17 protein-coding genes are annotated in these 21,869 nt (G+C 68.3%); 9 read left to right on the forward strand and 8 right to left on the reverse strand.

Annotated elements, in window-relative coordinates:
• Positions 1-32: 32 nt before the first annotated feature.
• The 6 genes from GD429_RS15875 to GD429_RS15900 all read right to left on the reverse strand — a co-directional run bounded on the left by GD429_RS15875 (position 33) and on the right by GD429_RS15900 (position 6,955).
• Positions 33-2,516 (reverse strand): glycosyl hydrolase 2 galactose-binding domain-containing protein, encoded by a 2,484-nt coding sequence (locus GD429_RS15875; protein ID WP_321574638.1) that lies wholly within the window; start codon positions 2,514-2,516, stop codon positions 33-35.
• Positions 2,513-3,568, reverse strand: a complete 1,056-nt coding sequence (locus GD429_RS15880; protein ID WP_152857754.1) for a DUF1839 family protein — start codon at positions 3,566-3,568, stop codon at positions 2,513-2,515. The genes GD429_RS15875 and GD429_RS15880 overlap by 4 nt, the downstream gene beginning before the upstream one ends.
• On the reverse strand, positions 3,565-4,539 hold the full coding sequence (locus tag GD429_RS15885) for an amino acid--[acyl-carrier-protein] ligase (protein WP_321574639.1): 975 nt from the start codon (positions 4,537-4,539) through the stop codon (positions 3,565-3,567). Before GD429_RS15885 ends, GD429_RS15880 begins: the two co-directional genes overlap by 4 nt.
• Entirely contained in the window at positions 4,536-5,732 is a 1,197-nt protein-coding gene (locus GD429_RS15890; RefSeq protein WP_152857755.1) for an acyl-CoA dehydrogenase family protein, read from the reverse strand. The genes GD429_RS15885 and GD429_RS15890 overlap by 4 nt, the downstream gene beginning before the upstream one ends.
• Entirely contained in the window at positions 5,729-5,980 is a 252-nt protein-coding gene (locus GD429_RS15895) for an acyl carrier protein (RefSeq protein ID WP_258283600.1), read from the reverse strand. The genes GD429_RS15890 and GD429_RS15895 overlap by 4 nt, the downstream gene beginning before the upstream one ends.
• A 192-nt stretch (positions 5,981-6,172) precedes the next feature.
• On the reverse strand, positions 6,173-6,955 hold the full coding sequence (locus GD429_RS15900; protein WP_321574640.1) for a Crp/Fnr family transcriptional regulator: 783 nt from the start codon (positions 6,953-6,955) through the stop codon (positions 6,173-6,175).
• A 921-nt stretch (positions 6,956-7,876) separates the two neighbouring features.
• Here GD429_RS15900 and GD429_RS15905 point away from each other — a divergent pair.
• The 4 genes from GD429_RS15905 to polX all read left to right on the forward strand — a co-directional run bounded on the left by GD429_RS15905 (position 7,877) and on the right by polX (position 12,780).
• The gene (locus tag GD429_RS15905) at positions 7,877-8,659 is read left to right on the forward strand and encodes a Crp/Fnr family transcriptional regulator (protein ID WP_152857757.1); all 783 of its coding nucleotides are present in this window, start codon (positions 7,877-7,879) and stop codon (positions 8,657-8,659) included.
• A gap of 32 nt (positions 8,660-8,691) precedes the next feature.
• Positions 8,692-10,077, forward strand: a complete 1,386-nt coding sequence (locus GD429_RS15910; protein WP_152857758.1) for an undecaprenyl-phosphate glucose phosphotransferase — start codon at positions 8,692-8,694, stop codon at positions 10,075-10,077.
• A 380-nt stretch (positions 10,078-10,457) separates the two neighbouring features.
• Positions 10,458-10,850, forward strand: coding sequence for a TraR/DksA family transcriptional regulator (locus GD429_RS15915; RefSeq protein WP_152857759.1), 393 nt, complete (start codon positions 10,458-10,460; stop codon positions 10,848-10,850).
• A gap of 163 nt (positions 10,851-11,013) precedes the next feature.
• Positions 11,014-12,780 carry a DNA polymerase/3'-5' exonuclease PolX gene (polX, locus tag GD429_RS15920; protein WP_152857760.1) on the forward strand — a complete coding sequence of 589 codons (1,767 nt, stop codon included), beginning with the start codon at positions 11,014-11,016 and terminating at the stop codon, positions 12,778-12,780.
• 39 nt (positions 12,781-12,819) lie between these two features.
• Here polX and ald read toward each other — a convergent pair whose 3' ends face one another.
• Positions 12,820-13,935, reverse strand: coding sequence for an alanine dehydrogenase (gene ald, locus GD429_RS15925; protein WP_152857761.1), 1,116 nt, complete (start codon positions 13,933-13,935; stop codon positions 12,820-12,822).
• Between the two features lie 331 nt (positions 13,936-14,266).
• Between ald and GD429_RS15930 the strand changes: the two genes are divergently transcribed.
• Positions 14,267-14,683: a DUF3995 domain-containing protein gene (locus GD429_RS15930; protein ID WP_152857762.1), complete on the forward strand. Its 417-nt coding sequence runs from the start codon at positions 14,267-14,269 to the stop codon at positions 14,681-14,683.
• A gap of 12 nt (positions 14,684-14,695) precedes the next feature.
• Here GD429_RS15930 and GD429_RS15935 read toward each other — a convergent pair whose 3' ends face one another.
• The gene (locus GD429_RS15935) at positions 14,696-15,280 is read right to left on the reverse strand and encodes an RNA 2'-phosphotransferase (RefSeq protein WP_152857763.1); all 585 of its coding nucleotides are present in this window, start codon (positions 15,278-15,280) and stop codon (positions 14,696-14,698) included.
• 594 nt (positions 15,281-15,874) lie between these two features.
• Here GD429_RS15935 and GD429_RS15940 point away from each other — a divergent pair.
• The 4 genes from GD429_RS15940 (at position 15,875) to GD429_RS15955 (ending at position 21,739) form a co-directional block, all read left to right on the forward strand.
• Positions 15,875-16,615, forward strand: a complete 741-nt coding sequence (locus GD429_RS15940; RefSeq protein WP_152857764.1) for a gluconate 2-dehydrogenase subunit 3 family protein — start codon at positions 15,875-15,877, stop codon at positions 16,613-16,615.
• On the forward strand, positions 16,615-18,393 hold the full coding sequence (locus GD429_RS15945; RefSeq protein WP_152857765.1) for a GMC family oxidoreductase: 1,779 nt from the start codon (positions 16,615-16,617) through the stop codon (positions 18,391-18,393). The genes GD429_RS15940 and GD429_RS15945 overlap by 1 nt, the downstream gene beginning before the upstream one ends.
• Entirely contained in the window at positions 18,390-19,814 is a 1,425-nt protein-coding gene (locus tag GD429_RS15950; protein WP_152857766.1) for a cytochrome c, read from the forward strand. The genes GD429_RS15945 and GD429_RS15950 overlap by 4 nt, the downstream gene beginning before the upstream one ends.
• 206 nt (positions 19,815-20,020) lie before the next feature.
• Positions 20,021-21,739 (forward strand): cation:proton antiporter, encoded by a 1,719-nt coding sequence (locus GD429_RS15955; protein WP_152857767.1) that lies wholly within the window; start codon positions 20,021-20,023, stop codon positions 21,737-21,739.
• Positions 21,740-21,869: the final 130 nt, after the last annotated feature.

The raw sequence follows: 21,869 nt of genomic DNA on the forward strand, positions 1-21,869 counted from the left end.
CCGCACCGGCGCACCGGGCCGCGAGCGTCGCGTCAACCGGCCTGCGTGGCGCGCACCGCTCGCGCGGCGTTTACCGCGCGGATTTCCACGGCAGGCGGCCCGCCGTCGGCCTCCTTAGTCATCCCGACGGTTTCCAGCGGAACGAGCGCGACGCGCGCCGGCGTGCCGGGCGCGAGATGAAACCAGTCGTCCTGCGGCATGAAACCCGGCGAGTCGATCTGCACGTGGCGCGCGACGTGCCGTGTGTCGATGTCGACGTGCCACGTATCACCGGTGCGCGACACGCACGCTTCGATGCCGAGTTCGCGGCGCGCCAGCACGGCTGGATGCGTGCGGGACGGAAAATGGAACGCCTGCGACAGCAGCGTGCCGTCGTCGGCGCGCAGCGTCGCGACGACGGTGTCGTGTTCGCAGGGCCCGAAACGGTACGCGTAAGTCCAGTCGAAGAAGCGGCCGAGCAGCTCGGCCGAGCCGATCCGCACCGTGTCGTGCGCGGCGATTCGCACCGGGCAAGCGGCCCGTGCGACCGGCGTGCGGCCGTCGCGCAGCGCGACCAGTTCGACGGCCGCCGACAACGGCGCCGGGCGTTCGTTGGTCACATGCACGTCGAGCCCGTTCAAGCCTTCGTCGACGAGCAGCACCTGCACGGGCTGCAGCACCTGGCGCAGCGCATACCACGCCGATTTCGGCCGGTGCGTGGCGTCGATCACGCCCCATCCGGCACCCGGCATCACATCCTGGAACTGCCACACGAGCGCGCCGGCGCAGCGCGAGCCGGTGCGCCGCCATTCGGAGAACGTGTCGCGCATCACGTCCGCGATCACGGCCCGCGACAGTTCGAAGTAGCGTGCCGGATCCTCGCGGCGCAGCCGGTCGGGCGCGACGTCGTACAGCGTCTGCAGATAGTGGTCGCGAACGTCCTCGAAATCCCACGACGTGCCGGGGTCGCGCGGCACGGCCGCCTTCCAGCGCGGCTCGTGCACGCCCGGCCAGCCGAGGCTGGCGAGCGTCGCATCGCACGGCACGTTCGCGAACGCAAGGCATTCGCTCGCGAAGCGCACGTCCGCGCGGCGCGCGTCGTCGAGCGGGCGCAGGTATGCGCCGACGCCGTAGTAGTGCGACACGCGCTCGCGCGGTACGAACGGTAGCCCGCCGCCGTCGGGCGAATCGGGCACGTACGGGACGTCGGGCCGGCGCGCGGCCGCATGGCCGGCCAGCCGCTCGGCGGTCAGCTCGAGGAAGCGCTGCTTCGGCCCGAGACCCGACATCGCCGCCTGCTGCGCGATCTCGCTGCCGCCGCACAGCACCGCGAGCGACGGCGACGCGCCGTGGCGCGCAAGGAATTGATCGGCTTCGCGGTCGACGTTGTCCGCGAACGCGGGATCGTCGAGCGCATGGTCGAAGTTCGCGAACATGAAGTCCTGCCAGACCAGCAGCCCGAGCCGGTCGCACCACGCGTGGAATGCGTCGGCCTCGTAGGTCATCGTGCCGCCGACGCGGATCATGTTGAAGCCCGCGTCGCGCGCGAGCTCGAGCAGGCGGCCGTAGGTCGCGTCGTCCGCATGCAGCGCGAGCGGCGCTGCGCTGCTCCAGCATGCGCCGCGCGCGAACACGGGTACGCCGTTGATGCGCAGCCCGAAACCCTTGCCGTCGGCGCCGGCATCGATCTCGATCGTGCGGAAGCCGGTCGAGCCGAGCGGCCGCCGTTCGTCGCCGATATGCAGCGCGATCTCGTAGAGTGCCGGCTCGCCGTGCGTATGCGGCCACCAGCGGCGCACGTTGGGCACCGCGACGCTCGCGCGCAGCCGGTCGGCGCCGGCGCGTTCGAGCGTGGCGTAGTGTTCGCCGCACGACAGCCGCGCCGCGAGCGCGTCGGGCAACGGTGCGGCAAACGTCAGTTCCGCATCGAGCCGGCCCGTGTCGCCCTCGATGCGCGCACGCAGGTCGCAGTCGACAGGAACGAAGCCGTCGGCCGGATCGAGCACGTCGACGGGGCGCCACGGGCCGGCCGGCACGTACGGCGGAAACCAGCCGGGCATGTGCCCGAACAGCGACGTGCGGACCGTGCGCAGCGCCGCCGGCTCGGCGAGCCGCGTGCGCCAGCGCGCCCGGCGCGGCGCCCGCGCGTCGCGCAGGTGCGGCGCGAGCGCGCGGAAGCAGAGGGTCAGCCGGTGCGCGCCATCGAGCGACACGGGAACGTCGTGTGCGACGAACATGCTGTCCGAGCGGAGGATCGGCGTGTCGTCGAGCCATGCCTGCGCGAGCGTCGCGAGGCCGTGAAAGCGCAGCACGCGCGGCCCGCGCCCGCGCAGCTCGATCCGGTACCAATGGTCGCGTTGGTCGAGCGACGCCGCTTCGTCGAGCCGGCCGGCCAGCGCGAGCGCCTGCGCGACCGTGCCGGGCACCGGCGCCGCGATCCAGCCTTTGCCGGCGGCCGGGAGGTCGCGCGGTTCCTCTACGGCGCCCGCGGCCGTCGCCAGCATCGACCACGCGGGCAGGGCGCGCGCGCGCGTCACCGCATGACCGGCACGGGCGCCGCGTCGATGTGCACGGGCGTCGCGTGCCGCAGCGGCGCGCCGATCTGCCGCGCGCAGGCGACGAGATCGACGTAGGCGGCCGCGATCGCTTCGAGCGTCGAATCGCCGCGTTCTTCCTTGCCGCGCGCGCAGGCACGCGCGAGCCGGAACTCCAGCACCATCGCCTCGGACGCGATGCGGTCGCACGCGGCACGGATCTCGGCGAACGGCCCGACGCAGCCGCTGGCCTGCAGCCAGCGCGCGTAATGGCCGAACAGTTCGAAATTCGCGCCGAGCTGCCGCACCGAATTGAACGAGTACGCATGGAAGTGTTCGAGCGGCGCATCGGCGAGCGTCCTGGCATCGGTCTGCAACTGCTGCCGGAATGCCGCGATCGGATCGACCAGCGGCAGGCGCCGCAGGTGGCGCTGCAGCGCGGCGAGCGACGCTTCGCACAGCGCGCGCTCGTCGAGCGGCGCAAAGCGCCGCTTCGCGATTTCGACGTACGGCGGCAGCGTCATCGGCGAACCGTCGCCGACGAGCCCGTCGTAGTCGAAATCCTCGACCACGTAGTAGCCGCTGTTGTGGAAATAGCCGATCTGGCGCTTCGCGCGGTCGATCGCGTCGATGCCGATCGTCGTCTTCGTGTGCTGCGTGCGGTAGCTGCTGCCGCGCGTGTCGGGCAGGAACCACGCGTCGACCTCGACGATCATCAGGTGACCGCGCGCGACCTGCGTTTCGATGTGCCGGTCGAGCGGCTCGTAGATCGAGTGTTCCTGCACGACGATCCCGTAGAGCCGCTCCAGTTCGTCGTGCGGAAACTTGAAGAACGTGAACTGGTCGCCCTCGAAATCGAGCGCGATCGTAAACGGCAACGCCGCGTACGGATTGAAGCCCCACCACCGGAGCACCTCGAGCCACATGTCGACGTAGCAGTTGGTCTGCTTCCAGACCATCTCCTGACTGTGCAGCGGGTGCGGCCGGTAGTGAAGCGCGCGGTGGCGCACGTCGTCGAACGACGCGTCTTCGCCGTCGCGGGAAACGAACCTCATGGCGTGCCCCACAGCACGTCGCGGACGTCGCGCGGCCACGCGTCGATGTCGAGGCCGTGATGGCGGAACAGCGCGAGCGTGAGCCGTTCGAGGCCGAAGCCGACGCAGCCCGTATGCGCGACGTCGCCCGTCGCGGTGCGGATGTCCCACAGCAGCCCGAAATGGTCCATGTGGTAGTTGAAGCTCAGGCACGCGGTCTGGCGGTCGTCGTGCTCGATCGGGATCAGCAGCTCGAACTTCAGGTTCTGCTCGCGCTGGCTGTTCGCGACGATCTTGCCGCCGCGCCCGAAGAACGGATCGTTCGCGAGATCGATCGCGTTCGGCAGGCGCAGCGCGTCGATCATTCGCGTGCCGCGCTCGATCCACGTCTCGCGGAACGCGACGATCTGCTCGGGCGTGCCGATCCGCACGTATTCGCGCATCCGGAACAACTGCATGCGGGTCGGATCGAGCGACGGCTCGTGGCGGAAGCAGTACGAGAACACGTCGACGATCCGGCCGTCGCCGGGCAGCGCGCCCGCGCGTGCGACGACCGGATAGACCGGGTAGCACGCGGCCGGCGTCATCACAACGTAGGTCGGCTTCTGGTTTTCCGTCCAGTCGTCGCCGCGATCGAGGCACTGCAACAGGCGCTGGTGCTGCTGCTCGTCGCCGCAGAACGCATGCACGCTGCCCGCGAGCTGCGGGAAGCTCTTCATGTATTCGCTGCGCTCGAATTCGGTGCGGCTCATCGCCGGCGGGAAGCGCAGCACTTCGGCCCGTTGATCCGCGCCGAGGCGCGTGACGAACGCGTCGAGCGCTTCGACGACGCGCTCGAACCGTTCGCTGCGGCCGAACAGGCCCTGGATGCCGGTCGAGACCAGCAGCCCGGCGTCGATCAGCTCGTCGCGCAGCGGGTTGACGCCCGCGCGGTCGAACGGTGCATCGGCGGGATTGGAGGCGGCGGAGGGCACGGCGAGGCGATCGTTCACGAATGTTTCTCCAGCGTCGCGGGACGCAGCGCGAGCAGCAGGCTCGAGGTGTTGGCGGCAATGCGGTCGTTGCTGATCATCAGCGGCGCCGCGTGCAGGTCGCGAATGTGGCGGCCGATGCTGAACGGCGTGCCTTGCTTGTAGCCGGCCATCCCGCAGATCATCATCGCCTGTTGCGCGACTTCCAGCGCGCTCGTCGACACGTAGGTCTTCAGCGTGTTGATCTCGGCGCCCCAGGCCATGCCGGCCGACCACGAACGGGCCGACGTATTCGCGTGGAGCCGCAGCACGTTGTCGACGCGCGCCTGCATCGCCTGCATCAGCGCGAGCGATTCGGCGATGCGCCGCGACGCGGGCGACGGCGCGCCGTCGGTCTGGCGTGCCTGCGCGCGGAAGAACTGGTGCGCGCGATGGAACGCATCGCCGGCCACGCCGATCCAGACCGCGGCCCACAGGATGTGCGAGACCGGCACCATCGTTTCCTCGGCGATCTTCGCGAACGGCACCGGCAGGCATTGAACGGCGGCGCCCTGGGCGTCGAGCACGAAGCCGTTGCTGCAGGTGCCGCGCATGCCGAGCGTGTCCCATTCGCCGCGGCGCGTGAGCGTATAGCCTTCGCGCAGCAGCGTGACGAGCACCTGTTCGGAAGCCGGCGCGTCCGCGTCGCGTCGCGCGGTCGCGAGGATGCCGTCCGCGTAGTCGCCGTACGAGATCGTCGGCGCGGATTTGCGCAACCGGAATTCGCTGCCGTCGGTTTCGAGCGCGCACTGGCTCGCGCGCAGGTTGCCGCCGACGCCGTCCTCCGACGTGGCCGATGCGAGCAGCCACTGGTGGCGCACGAGTTGCTGCAGGAACAGCTTGTGCCAGCCCTGGTCGGCGGCGTGATTGACGATGCAGGCAACCTGGATCTGGTGCATCGCGAACACCATCGCCGACGATGCGCAGGCCTGGCCGAGGATCGAACAGGCCGAAGCGATATCTTCCAGCGACGCGCCGGCGCCGCCGAGATGGGGCGGCACCATCGCGCCCAGCAGCCGGCGCGCGCGCATCGCCTCGATCGCCTCGACGGGGCAGCGCGCGTCCCGGTCGACCGCATCCGCGTGCTGCGCGGCGATCTGCGCGACGGCGTGCGCGGCCTCGTCGAGCCGATGCGATTCGCCGTCGGCCGCGAGTTCGGGAAGCAGCGCGCTCATGCGGAATGCTCGGTGCGTTGCAGCGTGGCGATCGTGTCCGCGAGCGCGTCGATGCTGCGGAACAGGTTGCGGTTCAGCATCTCGTCGGGAATCTCGATGTTGAACTGCTTCTCGATCGCGAGCATCAGCTGGATCGTGTCGAGCGAGGAGAGGCCCGCTTCGTAGAGGTCGTCCCCGTCGCCGATCGAATCGATCGCGGCTTCGAGGTGGGAGACGTGCTTGAGGATGGTTCTGATGTCGTTTTTCACGTGCTGCTCCGGCGTGCGTGGTGTCGTCCGCTCGGGCAGACGCGCGCATTGCGCTGACATCCCCCCGGCAGTCCGGCATCAGTAGACCATTCGCACGCCCGGCGTTCTGTTCGCCACCCTACAAACCGCTAACTCCGCATGCAGGCGCCGCACGAATCGGCGCGGCAACCGGTGCGGCAACCGGTGCGGCAATCACGCACGCGATGCTGCCGGCACGCCCGAGTCGGCCGACAGGATGCGCTTCATCTCGTCACGCACGATCGCGCGGCAGCCGCACGACATCTTCTCGAGGCCGTCGAGATCGGCCAGCTCGATCGAGCTCCGGTATTGCCGGATCAGGCCGAGCTTCTGGATCTCGCCGGCCGCATCGGTGACCGTTTCGCGCCGCACGCCGAGCATCTGCGCCAGCATGCTGTGCGTGACCTGGATCTCGATGCTGCGCGTGCGGTCGTACGCCAGCAGGAACCATCGGCATAACTGATGCTTGAGCACGTGATGGCGGCTGCAGAACGTGATCTGCGATACCTGCGCCATCAAGAGCCGCACGCAGACGAACACGAGATGGCGGATCACCGGAGATGCGTCGAACGCGGCCGCGAACACGCGCCGGTCGAGCCGGTAGACGAAGCCGTCGCGGCAGGCGACGGCACGGCACGGCATGTGGCCGCTGCCGCCGATCACGTCGTCGCAGACCACGCTTTCGCTGCCGATCTCCGCGACTTCCAGCGTCATGCCGCCGGACGACACGTACTGCAGCGAAATCGCGGTCGTGACGGGCAGGTAGACCGCGGCGAGCATTTCGCTGGGTTCACAGAGCACTTGCCCCGATTTCAGGTGGACGAGTTGAAGGTGGGGAACCAGCGTGGCGAGCTCGTCGCGGTCGACGGCCGCGAGAAACCGGTTCGCATCGAAGCTGTGGGAAAGCTCGATCATGCCGTTCGCGTGCGCGACGGCGTCGGGGGCCTGGTGGGTCACGGCGCATCCTCGTAGGGTGGCGGTCGCGCGCCGTCGCGGCGATACCCCCGAAAAGGGAATTTCGCACGCTCGTGCGGACTTGTGTTCATCGAAATTCGAATGACGATGCTGCGGAAAGGCTAGCACGCAATTGAATTCAGCCAATTGCATACTGCGTCACTTCACAAAGTTTGACGCTTTTGATTGAATGCAAACGTTATCCGGATTTAATGATTCATTTCCATGGAATTAATCATCCGGAAATGGAATGGCAGGCTGATCAGCCATTCGATGTCGATCCTGAGTCAATCGATCGACATCGCGCATCGTACAGGGAACGCGCCCGGAATACATTGAACATTATTTGACAAATAAATGTATGCCTTGCGATTGTTTTTGAAAATCAATGGGTTGTGTGGGATGTGTGCGATATCGCACCGAGCCTGCAGTTAGTGTGTCGATTCAAATTTGAGACAGTTTCAAACGAACGTGTGAAGCGTGGGGAGCGCGGTCGCATGCTGTCCGGCACATCACGGAAAAAATTGAAAATCCGCTGTAAGTATATGAACGATAAGCCTCGCGGCGCCGCTGCGACGGCCCCGATTCGGTGCATGCGAATTGATCGGTTGAATGCGCACTGTGTCCGAGGCGCGGAAGAGTGTCCGGAAATGAGACGCTTTTTTCTGTTTTGGACGGGTTATTCGGCCGATCTAAATCGGACGTGATTCATATATTAAGGATGGGCGGGTATTGGCACGTAAATCGCTTATTCGGGCTGGCGTGTCGAAACGGAACGGTCGACTCAATCCGGAGGTGGCAAGCCGATGGTCAGTCGGATTCAGGGTTGTGGGCCGCAACCGCCGTGAACGTCCGGGCGCGCATCGCGATAACGAGTTCCGTGCTTGCGGCTGCAGGCGGCGCAGACATAAAAGGGATACAGACATGCTTCATCTTCACTCGAGCTACTCGGCAAATGCCATCCTCGATGCCCTCCCGGAGGACAGCATCCGCACCATCGCACCGCACCTCGAACTGGTCAGGATCAAGGCCGGCATGCTCGATCGGGTCGGCGAACCGATGCGCCATCTGCATTTCCCGACGACGGCAATGATGTCGGTGCAGCACCTGATGGAGGACGGTGCGATGGTCGAGGTGGCGGTGGTCGGCCGCGAGGGCGTCGTCGGGCTTGGCACGCTGGTCGGCGGTGTCGCGGCGTCGAACCGGGTCGAGGTGCGCATCGGCGGCATGGCCTATCGCGTGCCCGCCTGCGTGATGCGTGCCGAATTCGAGCGGTCGCCCGAGACCTACCGGCTGCTGCTCAACTACTGCCAGGCGACGATGGCGCAGATCTCGCGCAGCGCGCTGTGCAATCGGCATCACTCGGTCAGCGAGCAGCTCAGCCGCTGGCTGCTGCTGGCGCACGACCGTATCGACGGCGACGAGCTGGCCGTCACGCAGCAGACGATCGCGAACATGCTCGGCGTACGGCGCGAAGGCGTGACGGAAGCGGCCGGCAACCTGCAGGAAGCCGGGCTGATCCGGCAGCGCCGCGGCCGCATCACCGTGCTCGACCGCCACGGCCTCGAACATCACGCGTGCGAATGCTATGACCTGATTCGCGCGGACTATCGCCGGTTGCTCGGCACGCGCGGGAATGCGCGGCCGGCGCCGGTGCGCCCCCGCATCCCCGAGGTGCGTCTCGGATTCCCGGCACGCGGTGCGTGACGATGCAGTCGAGGTCCGGTGGAACGAATACGATGCGGCGTGCCGCGATCGCGGCGGCCGACGTCGTGCTCGTGCTGGCGGGGGCGCTCGCGGCGCAGGCGGCGTCGGGCCTGGCGTGGCGCGAGCTGTCCGATGCGCAGCGCGGTGCGATCGCGCTGCTGTGCGTGCTGACGGTGGCGCTGCTGCCGCGCTACCTGCGCACCGTGCGCGGCGGCGTGGCCCCGCATCGCGGCACCCACGTGCCGACGCAGACGGTGGTGGCCGTCGTCTGCGCGAGCGTGCTGACGGTGGTCGGCACGATGTGGATCATGAACCGCGGCGGCACGGTCACGACGCGCTGGATCGTGCGCACGGTGCTGGCCGGCGATGCGGCGCTGCTGCTCGGCCGCACCGCGCTGCTGGCGCTCGCGCTGAGGCGTGACGACCCGCGCGCGCGGCAGCGCCGGGTCGCCGTCGTCGGCGCAACCGCATACGGGCGCGTGGCGATCGAGCGGATGCAGCTCGCGTCGAATGGCCCGTTCGTGGCGGCCTGCGTATTCGACGACGATGCGCAGGCTGGCGCGGGCGGCATCGGCGGCGTGCCGGTGATCGACGACTGGAACGCGTTGCGCGACATGATTCGCGGCGGCGCGATCGACGAGGTGTGGCTCACGCTGCCGATGTCGCACGAGTGGCGGATCCAGCGCATCGTGCGCGAACTGCGCGACGAATTCGTCGAGCTGCGGCTGTTGCCCGACGTGCGGCAGATGGCGGTCGTCGATCGCTCGGCGACCGACGTGCTCGGCATGCCGGCGATCAATCTCGCGACCACGCCGCGCTCCGCGCCGGAGCTGTGGGCGAAGTTCGCGTTCGACCGGCTGTTCGCGTTCGGCGTGCTGATTCCGTTGCTGCCGCTGCTGTCGCTGCTGGCGATCGCGGTCAAGCTGTCGTCGCCGGGCCCCGTGCTGTTCAGGCAGCGCCGCAAGGGCGTCGACGGTCGTGAGTTCGACATCCTGAAGTTCAGGACGATGCGCGTGCATCGCGGACAGCCGGGCGTCCTGCGGCAGGCGTCGCGCAACGATACGCGCATCACGCGCGTCGGCGCGTTCCTGCGGCGCACGTCGCTCGACGAGCTGCCGCAGTTCTTCAACGTGCTGTTCGGGCAGATGTCGGTCGTCGGCCCGCGTCCGCACGCGATCGAGCACGACGACTTCTATCGGCAGCTGATCGACTGCTACATGTATCGCTACCGCGTGCGGCCCGGCATCACCGGATGGGCACAGGTGAACGGTTATCGCGGCGAGACGCGCAAGGTCGAGGCGATGGCCGCACGCGTGAAGTTCGACCTGTTTTACATGCAGAACTGGAGTTTCTGGTTCGACATGAAGATCATCCTGCTGACGGTCGTGCGCGGCTTCATCGGGCGCAACGCTTTCTGAGGATAGCGAATCGTCCGGAAAGCGGCGGGTTGTTCGGTCCAACGTACCGGCCGTGTCGCGGGCGGCGGACACACCGACGGCACAGCGGCATCCCGCGTATCAAGCGACCCCGCGGCGTTTGCATCAGACGAATCCGGCGATGGCGCGTTTTCGCGTCCGTCCCCAGTTTTCGCACACCTGCGGCGGGCGCCGCGCGTCGCGCTGATTCCGGTCAACACATGCGTGATCAATGGGTTTATCCTGCGTCGAATGCATCCGGCGCTTCGTGCGTCCGGGCGCACATCCGGGCGCGGCGGCGCCGGTCGTGTCCGCCCGCCGCGCACCGGCGCGACACCGCGCGCCACACTTTGCGCGCGGAACCCGGAACAGGAGAGACGGCCATGGCGCTCGACCAACAACAACGGCAGACGCTGCAACAGCGGCTGAAAGAGAGCGAGCAGACGCTGCGTGCGGAGATCCGCACGAGCGAGGACCAGCGCGCGTCGGAATCCTATGCGGACCTTGCCGGCGCGTCGCCGGACGAGGGCGACGAGGCGAACGCGGATCTGTTCGTCGACGTCGATCATGCATTGATCGGCATGAAGCTGACCGAACTGCGTGCGATCGGGCGCGCACAACTGCGGATGCGCGACGGCAGCTACGGCGAATGCATCGATTGCGATGCGCCGGTCGGTTATGAGCGCCTGCTCGCGCGCCCGACCGCCGAACGCTGCACGCATTGCCAGTCGGTGTACGAACGACGCTACGCCACGACACCGCGCGCATCGCTCTGACGTAGCGGCCGCGCTCGCGCTCCAACTTTCACGCTGCACGCGATGCGCGGCCGGCGTAGGATGACGAACGGGCGCCCGGCGGCGTCGACATGCGGCGCCGGGCGGGCAGACGCCGTCGCGCGCGCGCGCGGCGCCATCCACGTGGAAGGGAGCCACGCCGATCATGCCGATCCACAATGCCGAGTGCGCGGCCGTGTTCGCCGAGATCGCGGACATGCTCGAAATCCAGGGCGCCAATCCGTTCCGCGTGCGTGCCTACCGCAACGCCGCACGAACGATCGCCGACTACGGGCGCGACATCCCGACGATGATCGCGAACGGCGACGATCTCGGGAAAATTCCGTCGATCGGGGCCGATCTCGCGGTGAAGCTGCGCGAGATCGCCGCGACCGGCACCTGCGAACTGCAGCAAACGCTGCGCCACGCGCTGCCGGGCGCGATCGTCGAACTGCTCGACGTACCGGGGCTCGGCGCGAAACGCGTGAAGGCGCTGCATGACGCGCTGCACGTCGATTCGCTCGAACAGCTTCGCGTCGAAGCGAAGAGCGGGCACGTGCGCGAGTTGCCGGGCTTCGGCGCAAAAACCGAAGCGCATCTGCTCGAAGCGATCGACGATCGCCTGCAGCGCGAACCGCAGCGTTTCCTTCTGCCGGATGCCGAGCAAGCGCTGACGCCGTTGCTCGAACGCCTGCGCGCGGTTGCGGGCGTCGGCAAGGCCGTGCCGGCCGGCAGTTTTCGCCGCCGCCGCGAGACGGTCGGCGATCTCGACATTCTCGTTACCGCACGCGATCCGCTCGCGGTCGCCGACGCGTTCGTCGGCTACGACAAGGTGGCGCGCGTGCTCGCGCACGGCAAGACGAAGTCGAGCGTCGTGCTCGTCAGCGGGTTGCAGGTCGACCTGCGCGTCGTCGATGCCGATGCATTCGGCGCGGCGCTCGTCTACTTCACCGGATCGAAGGCGCACAACATCGCGCTGCGCAGGATCGCGCAGGCCGGCGGGCTGAAGATCAACGAATACGGCGTGTTTCGCGGCGACGAGCGGATTGCCGGCACCACGGAGGCGTCGGTCTACGATGCAATCGGGCTGCACGTGGTGCCGCCCGAACTGCGCGAGAATCGCGGCGAGATCGACGCGTCGCGCGCGGGCACGCTGCCGGCGCTGGTCGAGCGCAAGCATATCCACGGCGACCTGCATGCGCATACGAACGCATCGGCCGGCCGCGACAGCCTGCGTGCGATGGCCGACGCGGCGCGCGCACGCGGGCTCGCGTACCTGGCCGTCACCGACCGCGCACCGCCTGCCGGCGGCGGACGCAACGGCTTCGAATGGCTCGCGCGGCAGCTCGACGAGATCGAGCGCGTCAATGCGTCGTTCGACGATTTCGTGCTGCTCAAGGGCGTGGAAGCCGGCATTCTTGAGGACGGCAGTCTCGACGTGCCCGACGCGATGCTCGGCCGGCTCGATCTCGTCGTCGGCGCGGTACGCGACGGCTTCGACCTGTCGCGTGACGCGCAGACCGACCGCGTGCTGCGCGCGATGGACCACCCGCATTTCACGATTCTCGCGCACCCGACCGGCCGCATGCTCGGCGAGCGCGACGCATGCGAGCTCGACATGCCGCGCGTGATCGCACAGGCCGCGGCGCGCGGCTGCTTCGTCGAACTCGATGCGCAGCCGCGGCGGCTCGACCTGCCGGACATCTGGTGCCGCGAGGCCGCGAAGGCCGGCGTGCCGGTCGCGATCGGCTCGGATGCGTGCAGCGCGGACGAACTCGACAACCTCGCGTACGGCGTCGATCAGGCGCGACGCGGCTGGCTTACGCGGCCGGACGTGCTCAACACGCGCACGCTCGCGCAACTGCGGCCGCTGCTGGCGCGCACGATGGGTGAGGGTGGCGGGTCGAAGCGGAGCCGGTCGAAGGGCGCGTGAAGACGGCTGGCAACGCGCGCTGCCAGCCGTGCGTTCATGTCACGTCAGCACGCCGGCGGCCGGCACATAAGGCAGGCCGAGCGCCAGCGCGACCGCCTCGTACGTGATGTGTCCGTCGCAGACGTTCAGGCCCGCGCGCAAGTGCGGATCGTCGGCCATCGCCTGCTTCCAGCCCTTGTCGGCGAGCGCGAGCGCATGCCCGAGCGTCGCGTTGTTCAGCGCGAAGGTCGACGTGCGCGCGACCGCGCCGGGCATGTTCGCGACGCAGTAGTGCACGACGCCGTCGACGACGAAGGTCGGGTCCGCATGCGTTGTCGCATGCGAGGTCTCGAAGCATCCGCCCTGGTCGATCGCGACGTCGACGACGACGGCGCCCGTGCGCATCGTCGCGATCATGTCGCGCGTGACGAGCCGCGGCGCCGATGCGCCGGGCACGAGTACCGCGCCGATCACGACGTCGGCTTCGCGCACGGCTTCGTCGATCGTATGCGCATTCGAGCAGACGGTCGTGATCCGGTTGGCGAAGATCAGGTCGAGCTGGCGCAACCGGTTCACGTTGTTGTCGAGCACGGTGACGCGCGCGCCGAGGCCGACCGCCATCTGCAGCGCGCCGGTACCCACCACGCCCGCGCCGAGCACGACCACATGCGCGGCCGGCACGCCGGGCACGCCGGCCATCAGCAGGCCGCGGCCGCCGCGCGGGCTTTCGAGGTGGGTCGCCGCGACCTGGATCGACATGCGTCCCGCCACCTCGCTCATCGGCGCGAGCAGCGGCAGGCCGCCGCCGGGCCCGGTCACGGTTTCGTACGCGATGCAGACGGCGCCGGATTTCACGAGCGCGGCCGCCTGTTCGGGATCGGGCGCGAGATGCAGGTAGGTATAGAGAATCTGGCCGCGCCGCAGCATCGCGCATTCGGCCGGCTGCGGCTCCTTGACCTTGATGATCATGTCGGCGCGCGCGAAGATTTCGTCGGCGCCGTCGCACAGCGATGCGCCCGCGGCCGTGTAGTCGTGGTCGAGCAGGCCGATCGCCGTGCCCGCGCCGCGTTGCACGAGCACGGTATGGCCGTGCCGCGTGAGTTCGCGCGCGCCGGCCGGCGTGAGGCCGACGCGGTATTCGTGGTTCTTGATCTCCTTCGGCACACCGATCAGCATGAGTCGCCTCCATGGCCTTCGTTATCGTTGTCGTGCATGTGCGCCGCGCGGCGAACGATGCGCGCGCGGCCGGTTGCGCAGGGGCATGCCGACCGCGGTACTGGAATACCAGCGTACTAGCGCGCGAGGGGAAGTCAAGCGGGCGGCCGGCACGACGATGCCCGCGCACTGCACCGCAGCACGCGCTGCCGCGGGTTGCGACCGGACGCCGCAATGCACGCGATGCCGGGTTTCGGTATCGTCTTGCGTGTCGCGGGCCGGGACCGCGTGCCGGAAACCTGCCGGCAAAACAACGAGACATCGACACAACGAGACGAGGATATTTACCGACATGACCGGCGCGTATTTCAGCGTGCCGACGCTTTGCGCGATCGCGCTCGTTCACGTCTACTGGGCGTTTGGCGGGCGGCTCGGCAAGCGTGCGGCCATTCCGGAACAGGACGGCGTGCCGCTGCTGCGGCCGACCGCCGTCGGCACGTTTGCCGTCGCGATGGCGCTGCTGGCCGGCGCATGCGTGGTCGCCGCGCGTGCCGGCTGGCTGGGTCGGAACGCGTATCCCGGCACGATCGCGTTCGCGGTCGTTGCGCTCGCATTGATCTTCGCGGTGCGGGCCGTCGGCGATTTCCGCTATGTCGGTTTCTTCAAGCGGATTCGCGGGTCGCGTTTCGCGCGGATGGACACGCTGTATTACTCGCCGCTTTGCGCGGCGCTCGCGCTGTCCCTCGCGTCGATGTTCTGGCCGTGGTGAACGGCGCGCGACTCAGCGCGCCGGCGTGTCGATCTGCGTGAGGTATTCGGCCGGCACGGCATCGGTCAGCCATACGCCGTTCTCGGCGACGAAGAACGTGTGGCCCTGCCGGTGCATGCGCTGCGCATCGACTTCGAGAATCACGGGCTCGCCGTAGCGCGTGCCGACGGCCAATGCAGTCCGGATGTCCGGCGACAGGTGCACGTGATGACGGGCGCCGGGTTTCAGCCCTTGCGCCCGAATCGAATCCAGGAAGCGTGTCGCGGTGCCGTGATAGAGGCGCTCGGGTGGTTGCGCGGGCGGATACCGGCGTTGCACGACGGATGTCGAATGGCCTTGTACCGCGCGAATGCGTTGGCCATCGTCGGAGAGGGCGAAGCGCTGCTTGTCGCTGGTCGCGCAGACGGTTTCGATCGTCGCGCGATCGAGCCGGCGCCCGTGACGGGCGGCGCAGGCGATCAGTTCGCCGATGTCGGCCCAGCCTTCCGGGTCGAGTTGCAGGCCGATGGCTTGCGGTTCGTGGCGCAGCAGGTAGCTCAGGTATTTGCTGATGCTGATCGCGTCGGGCGCCAGCGGTTTGTTTTTCTGTGTATTCATGAGACGCGGAGGCTACCAGACCGCCGTGCAAACCGGCACCGTCGCGTTGCGCCGCGTGGCTGGAAAGAGACAGCCGTCGGTCCTGCCCGACGCGGAGCGGTCGCCTGCCCGGCGCGCGGATCGCGCCAGCGATCGCGCCATCCTTGCGCATTCCGGATTTTTCAATTGTTGCAATTTTCGATGCATTGAATTGCATCGAACCATCTCGTAATGGAACCGGTTCCATATATAATTCGCGGCACGCGTCGCCGGACCTGAAAGAGGGTCGTGCATGTTGCGCTTGCTGCCGGCAAGCGCGGCGTCCAGGTTGAATCCGGGTCATGGTGATGGCGGGCAGGTTCAGGCCGACAGGCCGGTATTTGTCCGATGACAAGGCCCGCGAAGAGGCCGATCCGCGCAGCGCTTCCGGAACCGGCGCGCACGCGGCTGCATGAAGGCGCCGTCGCGCATTGCGCGGCCGGCGCCCGCATCGAGGTTGTTCGCAACACACGAAACAACAGGACAGCCAGCCGCATGCGGCAAGGCTGCCGTGCCGGACCCGCCGTATGCGGAATACGCGCGTCCGGCCCCGATCCCCAACGATCACATCCGACCATGTCCACGCCAGCTGACAAACCCAACTCGCGCCGCCGTTTCCTGCGCACGTCGGTCGCGCTCGTGCCGATCGCGTCGGTCGCCGGCTGCGACCTGCGCTCGTCGTCGCCATCCGCGACGACGGCCGGCAACGCGCCCGCCGCCTCGGCCGGCGCCGAACGCGCCCCGTACAAGCCGACCTTCTTCGATGCGAAGGAGTGGGCGTTCGTCCAGGCCGCCGTCGACCGGCTGATTCCGGCCGATGCCGAAGGCCCCGGCGCGCTCGAATCGGGCGTGCCCGAATTCATCGACCGCCAGATGGAGACGCCGTATGCGCACGGCGCGACGTGGTACATGCAGGGGCCGTTCCAGCAGGGCGTGCCCGAGCTCGGCTACCAGTTGAAGCTCGTGCCGCGCGACATCTACCGGCTCGGCATCGCGGCCGTCAACCGCTATTGCGAAAAGGCCCACGGCAACGCGTTCGCGAATCTCGACGCGACTACGCGCGACACCGTGCTCGGCGCGCTGGAGAAGGGCGGCGCGCAGATCGACGACGTGCCGCCCGGCGTGTTCTTCGGCCAGCTGCTGCAGAACACGCGCGAAGGCTACTTCTGCGACCCGGTGCACGGCGGCAATCACGACATGGCCGCGTGGAAGATGATCGGCTTTCCGGGCGCGCGCGCGGATTTCATGGATTTCGTCAACCAGAACGGCAAGCCCTATCCGTACGGCCCCGTCTCGATCAACGGGGAGCGCAGCTGATGGCCGCAGAGAAAAAACCGCATGTCGATGCGGTGATCGTCGGCTTCGGCTGGACCGGCGCGATTCTCGCGAAGGAACTGACCGAAGCGGGCTTGAAGGTCGTCGCGCTCGAGCGCGGCGAGTATCGCGACACCTATCCGGACGGCGCGTATCCGAACACGATCGACGAGCTGACCTACAACGTCCGCAAGAAGCTGTTCGTCGACCTGTCGAAGACGACCGTATCGATCCGCCATGGCGTGCAGGACACCGCGCTGCCGTACCGGCAGCTCGCCGCGTTCCTGCCGGGCGAGGGCGTCGGCGGCGCGGGGCTGCACTGGTCGGGCGTGCACTTCCGGATCACGCCGGAAGAGCTGCGCCTGCGCAGCCACTATGAAGAGCGCTACGGCAAGAAGTTCATCCCCGCCGGGATGACGATCCAGGACACCGGCGTCAGCTACGACGAGCTCGAGCCGCATTTCGATTTCGCCGAGAAGGTGTTCGGCACGTCGGGGCAGGCGTACAAGGTCGGCGGCAAGGTGGTCGGCGACGGCAACGTGTTCGAGGCGAACCGCAGCAACAATTTCCCGCTGCCCGCGCAGCTCAATACCTATTCGGCGCAGCGCTTCTTCGACGCGGCACAGTCGCTCGGCCTGCATCCGTACCGGCTGCCGTCGGCGAACACGTCGGGCCCGTACGCGAACCCGTACGGCGTGCAGATGGGCCCGTGCAACTTCTGCGGCTACTGCAGCGGCTACGCGTGCTACATGTACTCGAAGGCGTCGCCGAACCTGAACATCCTGCCCGCGCTGAAGCAGGCGCCGAACTTCGAGCTGCGCTCGAAGTGCCACGTGCTGCGCGTCGACCTCGACGACACGAGGAAACGCGCGACGGGCGTCACCTACGTCGACCCGGCCGGGCGCGAAGTGCACCAGCCGGCCGATCTCGTGATCGTGGCCGCGTTCCAGTACCACAACGTGCACCTGCTGCTGCTGTCGGGCATTGGCAAGCCGTACGACCCGATCTCCGGCGAGGGCGTCGTGGGCCGCAATTTCGCGTACCAGAACCTGTCGACGATCAAGGCGTTCTTCGACAAGGACACCTACACGAACCCGTTCATCGGTGCGGGCGGCAACGGCGTCGCGGTGGACGATTTCAACGCGGACAACTTCGACCACGGCCCGCTCGGCTTCGTCGGCGGCTCGCCGCTGTGGGTGAACCAGGCCGGCGCGAAGCCGATCAGCGGCATCGCGACGCCGCCCGGCACGCCGCAGTGGGGCTCGGCGTGGAAGAAATCCGTGAAGGATTACTACGCGCACACGATCTCGATGGACGCGCACGGCACGAACATGTCGTACCGCGACGTGTATCTCGACCTCGATCCGACCTATCGCGATTCGTACGGCCAGCCGCTGTTGCGGATGACCTTCGACTGGAAGGACAACGACATCAGGATGGCGCAGTACGTGACCGGGCAGATGAAGAAGATCGCGGAGGCGATGGGGCCGAAGGCGATCGGCGTATCGACGCGCGAGTTCGGCAAGCACTTCGATTCGCGCGCGTACCAGACGACCCACCTCGTCGGCGGCGCGATCATGGGCACCGACCCGAAGACGAGCGTGCTGAACCGCTACCTGCAGTGCTGGGACGTGCACAACGTGTTCGTGATGGGCGCGTCGGCGCTGCCGCAGGGCATCGGCTACAACCCGACCGGGATCATCGCGGCGCTGGCCTACTGGTCGGCACGCGCGATCCGCGAGCAATACCTGAAGAATCCCGCCCCGCTGGTGACCGCATGAAGAGGACGATGAACCACAACGCCGCGCGCGGCCTTTCCCCGGTGCGGCGTGCGCTGGCGGCCGGCGCGGCCTGGGCCGCGCTCGGCCTCGCGGGCACCGCGGCTTTCGCGCAACCGGCGGTTGCGCCCGCGGCGGCGTCCGGCCCGGCGGCCGCGCCCGTCAGCCAATCCGCCGACGCGAACCTCGTCAAGCGCGGCGAATACCTGGCCCGCGCGGGCGACTGCATCGCATGCCACACGGCGAGCGGCGGCAAGCCGTTCGCGGGCGGGCTGAAATTCGACACGCCGATCGGCGCAATCTATTCGACCAACATCACGCCGGACCCGAAAACCGGCCTGGGCGGCTGGACGTTCGACGACTTCACCCGCGCGGTGCGCGAGGGCGTGCGCAAGAACGGCGACACGATGTATCCGGCCATGCCGTTCCCGTCGTATGCGCGTCTCACCGACGACGACATGAAGGCGCTGTACGCGTACTTCATGCATGGCGTCACGCCCGTCGAGCACGAGAACCGCGCGGTCGACATCGTGTGGCCGCTGTCGATGCGCTGGCCGCTCGGGATTTGGCGCAAGATGTTCGCGCCGTCGCCGAAGCCGTTCGACGCGGCGCCGTACACCGACCCGGTGGCCGCGCGCGGTGCGTATCTCGTGCAGGGTCTCGGCCACTGCGGCGCGTGCCACACGCCGCGCGCGCCGACGATGCAGGAGCGCGGGCTGACCGACGCGGACGGCCCGGACTTCCTGGCCGGCGGCGCGGCGATCGACGGCTGGGTGCCGACGAGCCTGCGCGGCGAGCCGCGCACCGGGCTCGGCACGTGGACGGAAACCGAGATCGTGCAGTTCCTGAAGACCGGGCGTACGCTGCGCACGGCCGCGTTCGGCGGGATGACGGACGTGGTCGGCCACAGCATGCAGCACATGACCGACGACGACCTGAATGCGATCGCGCGTTACCTGAAGACGCTGCCGCCGCGCGTGCAGGGCGAGCAGCCGCACGTGTACGACGCTGCCGCCGCGCAGGCCTTGCAGACCGGCGACGCGGGCAAGCCGGGCGCGGCCGTTTATCGCGACAACTGCATGGCGTGCCACCGCAGCGACGGCCATGGCTACACGCGCGTGTTCCCGGCGCTCGCCGGCAACCCGGTCGTGCAGGGCGGCGATCCGACGTCGCTGATCCATGTCGTGCTGGAAGGCAGCGCGCTGCAGGGCACGCGCACCGCGCCGTCGACCTTCACGATGCCGCCGTTCGGCTGGCGCCTGTCGGACCAGGAAGTCGCGGACGTGTCGAACTTCGTGCGCACGAGCTGGGGCAACACGGGTGCGCCGGTGACGGCCGCACAGGTCGCGAAGGTGCGCAAGAGCGTGCCGTCGACCCGCCCCGAAGCGCCGCCGGGCGCGCGGTTCCCGCAAGCGTCGCGCTGACGGGCGGCGGGGCGTCGGCCCCGCCTGTCCGAGCCGCTTCAAGGCGCTGCCGAGCCCACGCGGCGTCCGTCGTTCCACCGGGGTTGCACCCCGCCAAGGCGCGCCACCGCGTGAAATTTTCGCCGCGGCGCGCCATTGTTCTGCCTCATCCCTTATCCTTCCACTCTTGAACCTTACTAAATAGTTACAAGAACTTGGGAGGGGGGATGCCTCATGACGTCAGCCTGATTGCGTTGCTCGCGGCCGGTTTCGGTCTCGCGATGATTTTCGGTTACTTCGCATCGCTGCTGAAAATGCCGCCGCTCGTCGGCTATCTGCTCGCCGGGATCGTGATCGGCCCCGGCACGCCCGGTTTCGTCGGCGACCTGTCGCTTGCGCAGCAGCTCGCCGAAGTCGGTGTGATGCTGCTGATGTTCGGCGTCGGCCTGCATTTCTCGCTCGGCGACCTGCTCGCGGTGCGCAAGATCGCGCTGCCGGGGGCCGTCGTACAGATTACCGTCGCGACGCTGCTCGGCGGCGGGCTCGCGCTCACGTGGGGCTGGAGCCTCGGTGCGGCGCTCGTGTTCGGGCTCGCGCTGTCGGTCGCGAGTACCGTCGTGCTGTTGCGCGCGCTCGAGGGGCGCGGGCTCGTCGAGACGGTCAACGGGCGCATCGCGGTCGGCTGGCTTGTCGTCGAGGATCTCGTGATGGTGCTGGTGCTCGTGCTGCTGCCGCCCGTCGCGGGGCTGCTCGGCGGCACGCCGCCCGGCGACGCGCAGGCGGCCGGCGGCAGCGTGTGGGGCACGCTCGGCGTGACGATGCTGAAGGTCGCGGCGTTCATCGCGCTGATGCTCGTGGTCGGCAAGCGCGTATTCCCGCGCATTTTGTGGCTCGTCGCGCGCACGGGCTCGCGCGAGCTGTTCACGCTGTGCATGATCGCGGCCGCGGTCGGCATCGCGTTCGGCGCGGCGAAGCTGTTCGACGTGTCGTTCGCGCTCGGCGCGTTCTTCGCCGGGATGATGATGCGCGAGTCGGAATTCAGCCGCCGCGCGGCCGACGAGACGCTGCCGCTGCGCGATGCATTCTCGGTGCTGTTCTTCATCTCCGTCGGGATGCTGTTCGACCCGAAGGTGCTGATCGAGGAGCCGCTGCACGTGATCGAGGTCGCGGCGATCGTGCTGGTCGGCAAGACGCTCGCGGCGGTCGCGCTCGTGATCGCGTTCCGCTATCCGCTGAATACCGCGCTGACGGTGGGCGCGGGCCTCGCGCAGATCGGCGAGTTCTCGTTCATCCTCGCGGGGCTCGGCCGTGCGCTCGGGCTGCTGTCGGCCGAGGGGCAGAGCCTGATTCTCGCGGTCGCGCTGATCTCGATCGCGATGAACACCCTGCTGTTCGCGATGATCGATCCGGCGCTCGCATGGATCCGCAAGCATTCGGCGTTCGCGCGCAAGCTCGAGGCGCGCGACGATCCGCTCGCCGCGCTGCCGATGTCGACGCCGCAGACGCACCTGACCGGGCAGGTCGTGATCGTCGGCTACGGCAAGGTCGGCACGCGGATCGCGCATGCGCTGGACGAGCGCGGGATCGCGTATGTCGTCGTCGAGCAGAATCGCGAGCTCGTCGAGAAGCTGCGCGCGGACGGCATCGCGGCCGTGTCGGGCGACGCGATCGAGCCGATCGTGCTCGTGCAGGCGCATATCGCGCGCGCCGGGATGCTGGTCGTCACGCTGCCCGACGTGTTCGACGTGCGGCAGATCGTCGAGATCTCGCGCACGCTCAACCCGACGCTCGAGGTCGTGCTGTGCACGAACAGCGGCGACGAGGCCGCGCTGCTGTCGAGCGAAGGCATCGGCACCGTGTTCATGGGCGAGACCGAACTCGCGCGCGGGATGACCGAGCACGTGCTCGGCAGGATGGCGAAACCGGTCGCGGCGGCTTCGCATTGACGGTGCGCGGCAGCGCGCCGCGCATCGGGCAGGGCGGCGACCGCTTCACGCCGGCCGCCCCTTCGCTTAGTAGAACGTCTCGATGGGATGAATGCGTGGGGGGCGGAGATGGAGCGCGGGTGGTGCAACA

It is taken from the genome of Burkholderia sp. BE17 (genome assembly GCF_009362305.1).
Lineage (GTDB): Bacteria > Pseudomonadota > Gammaproteobacteria > Burkholderiales > Burkholderiaceae > Burkholderia > Burkholderia pyrrocinia_C.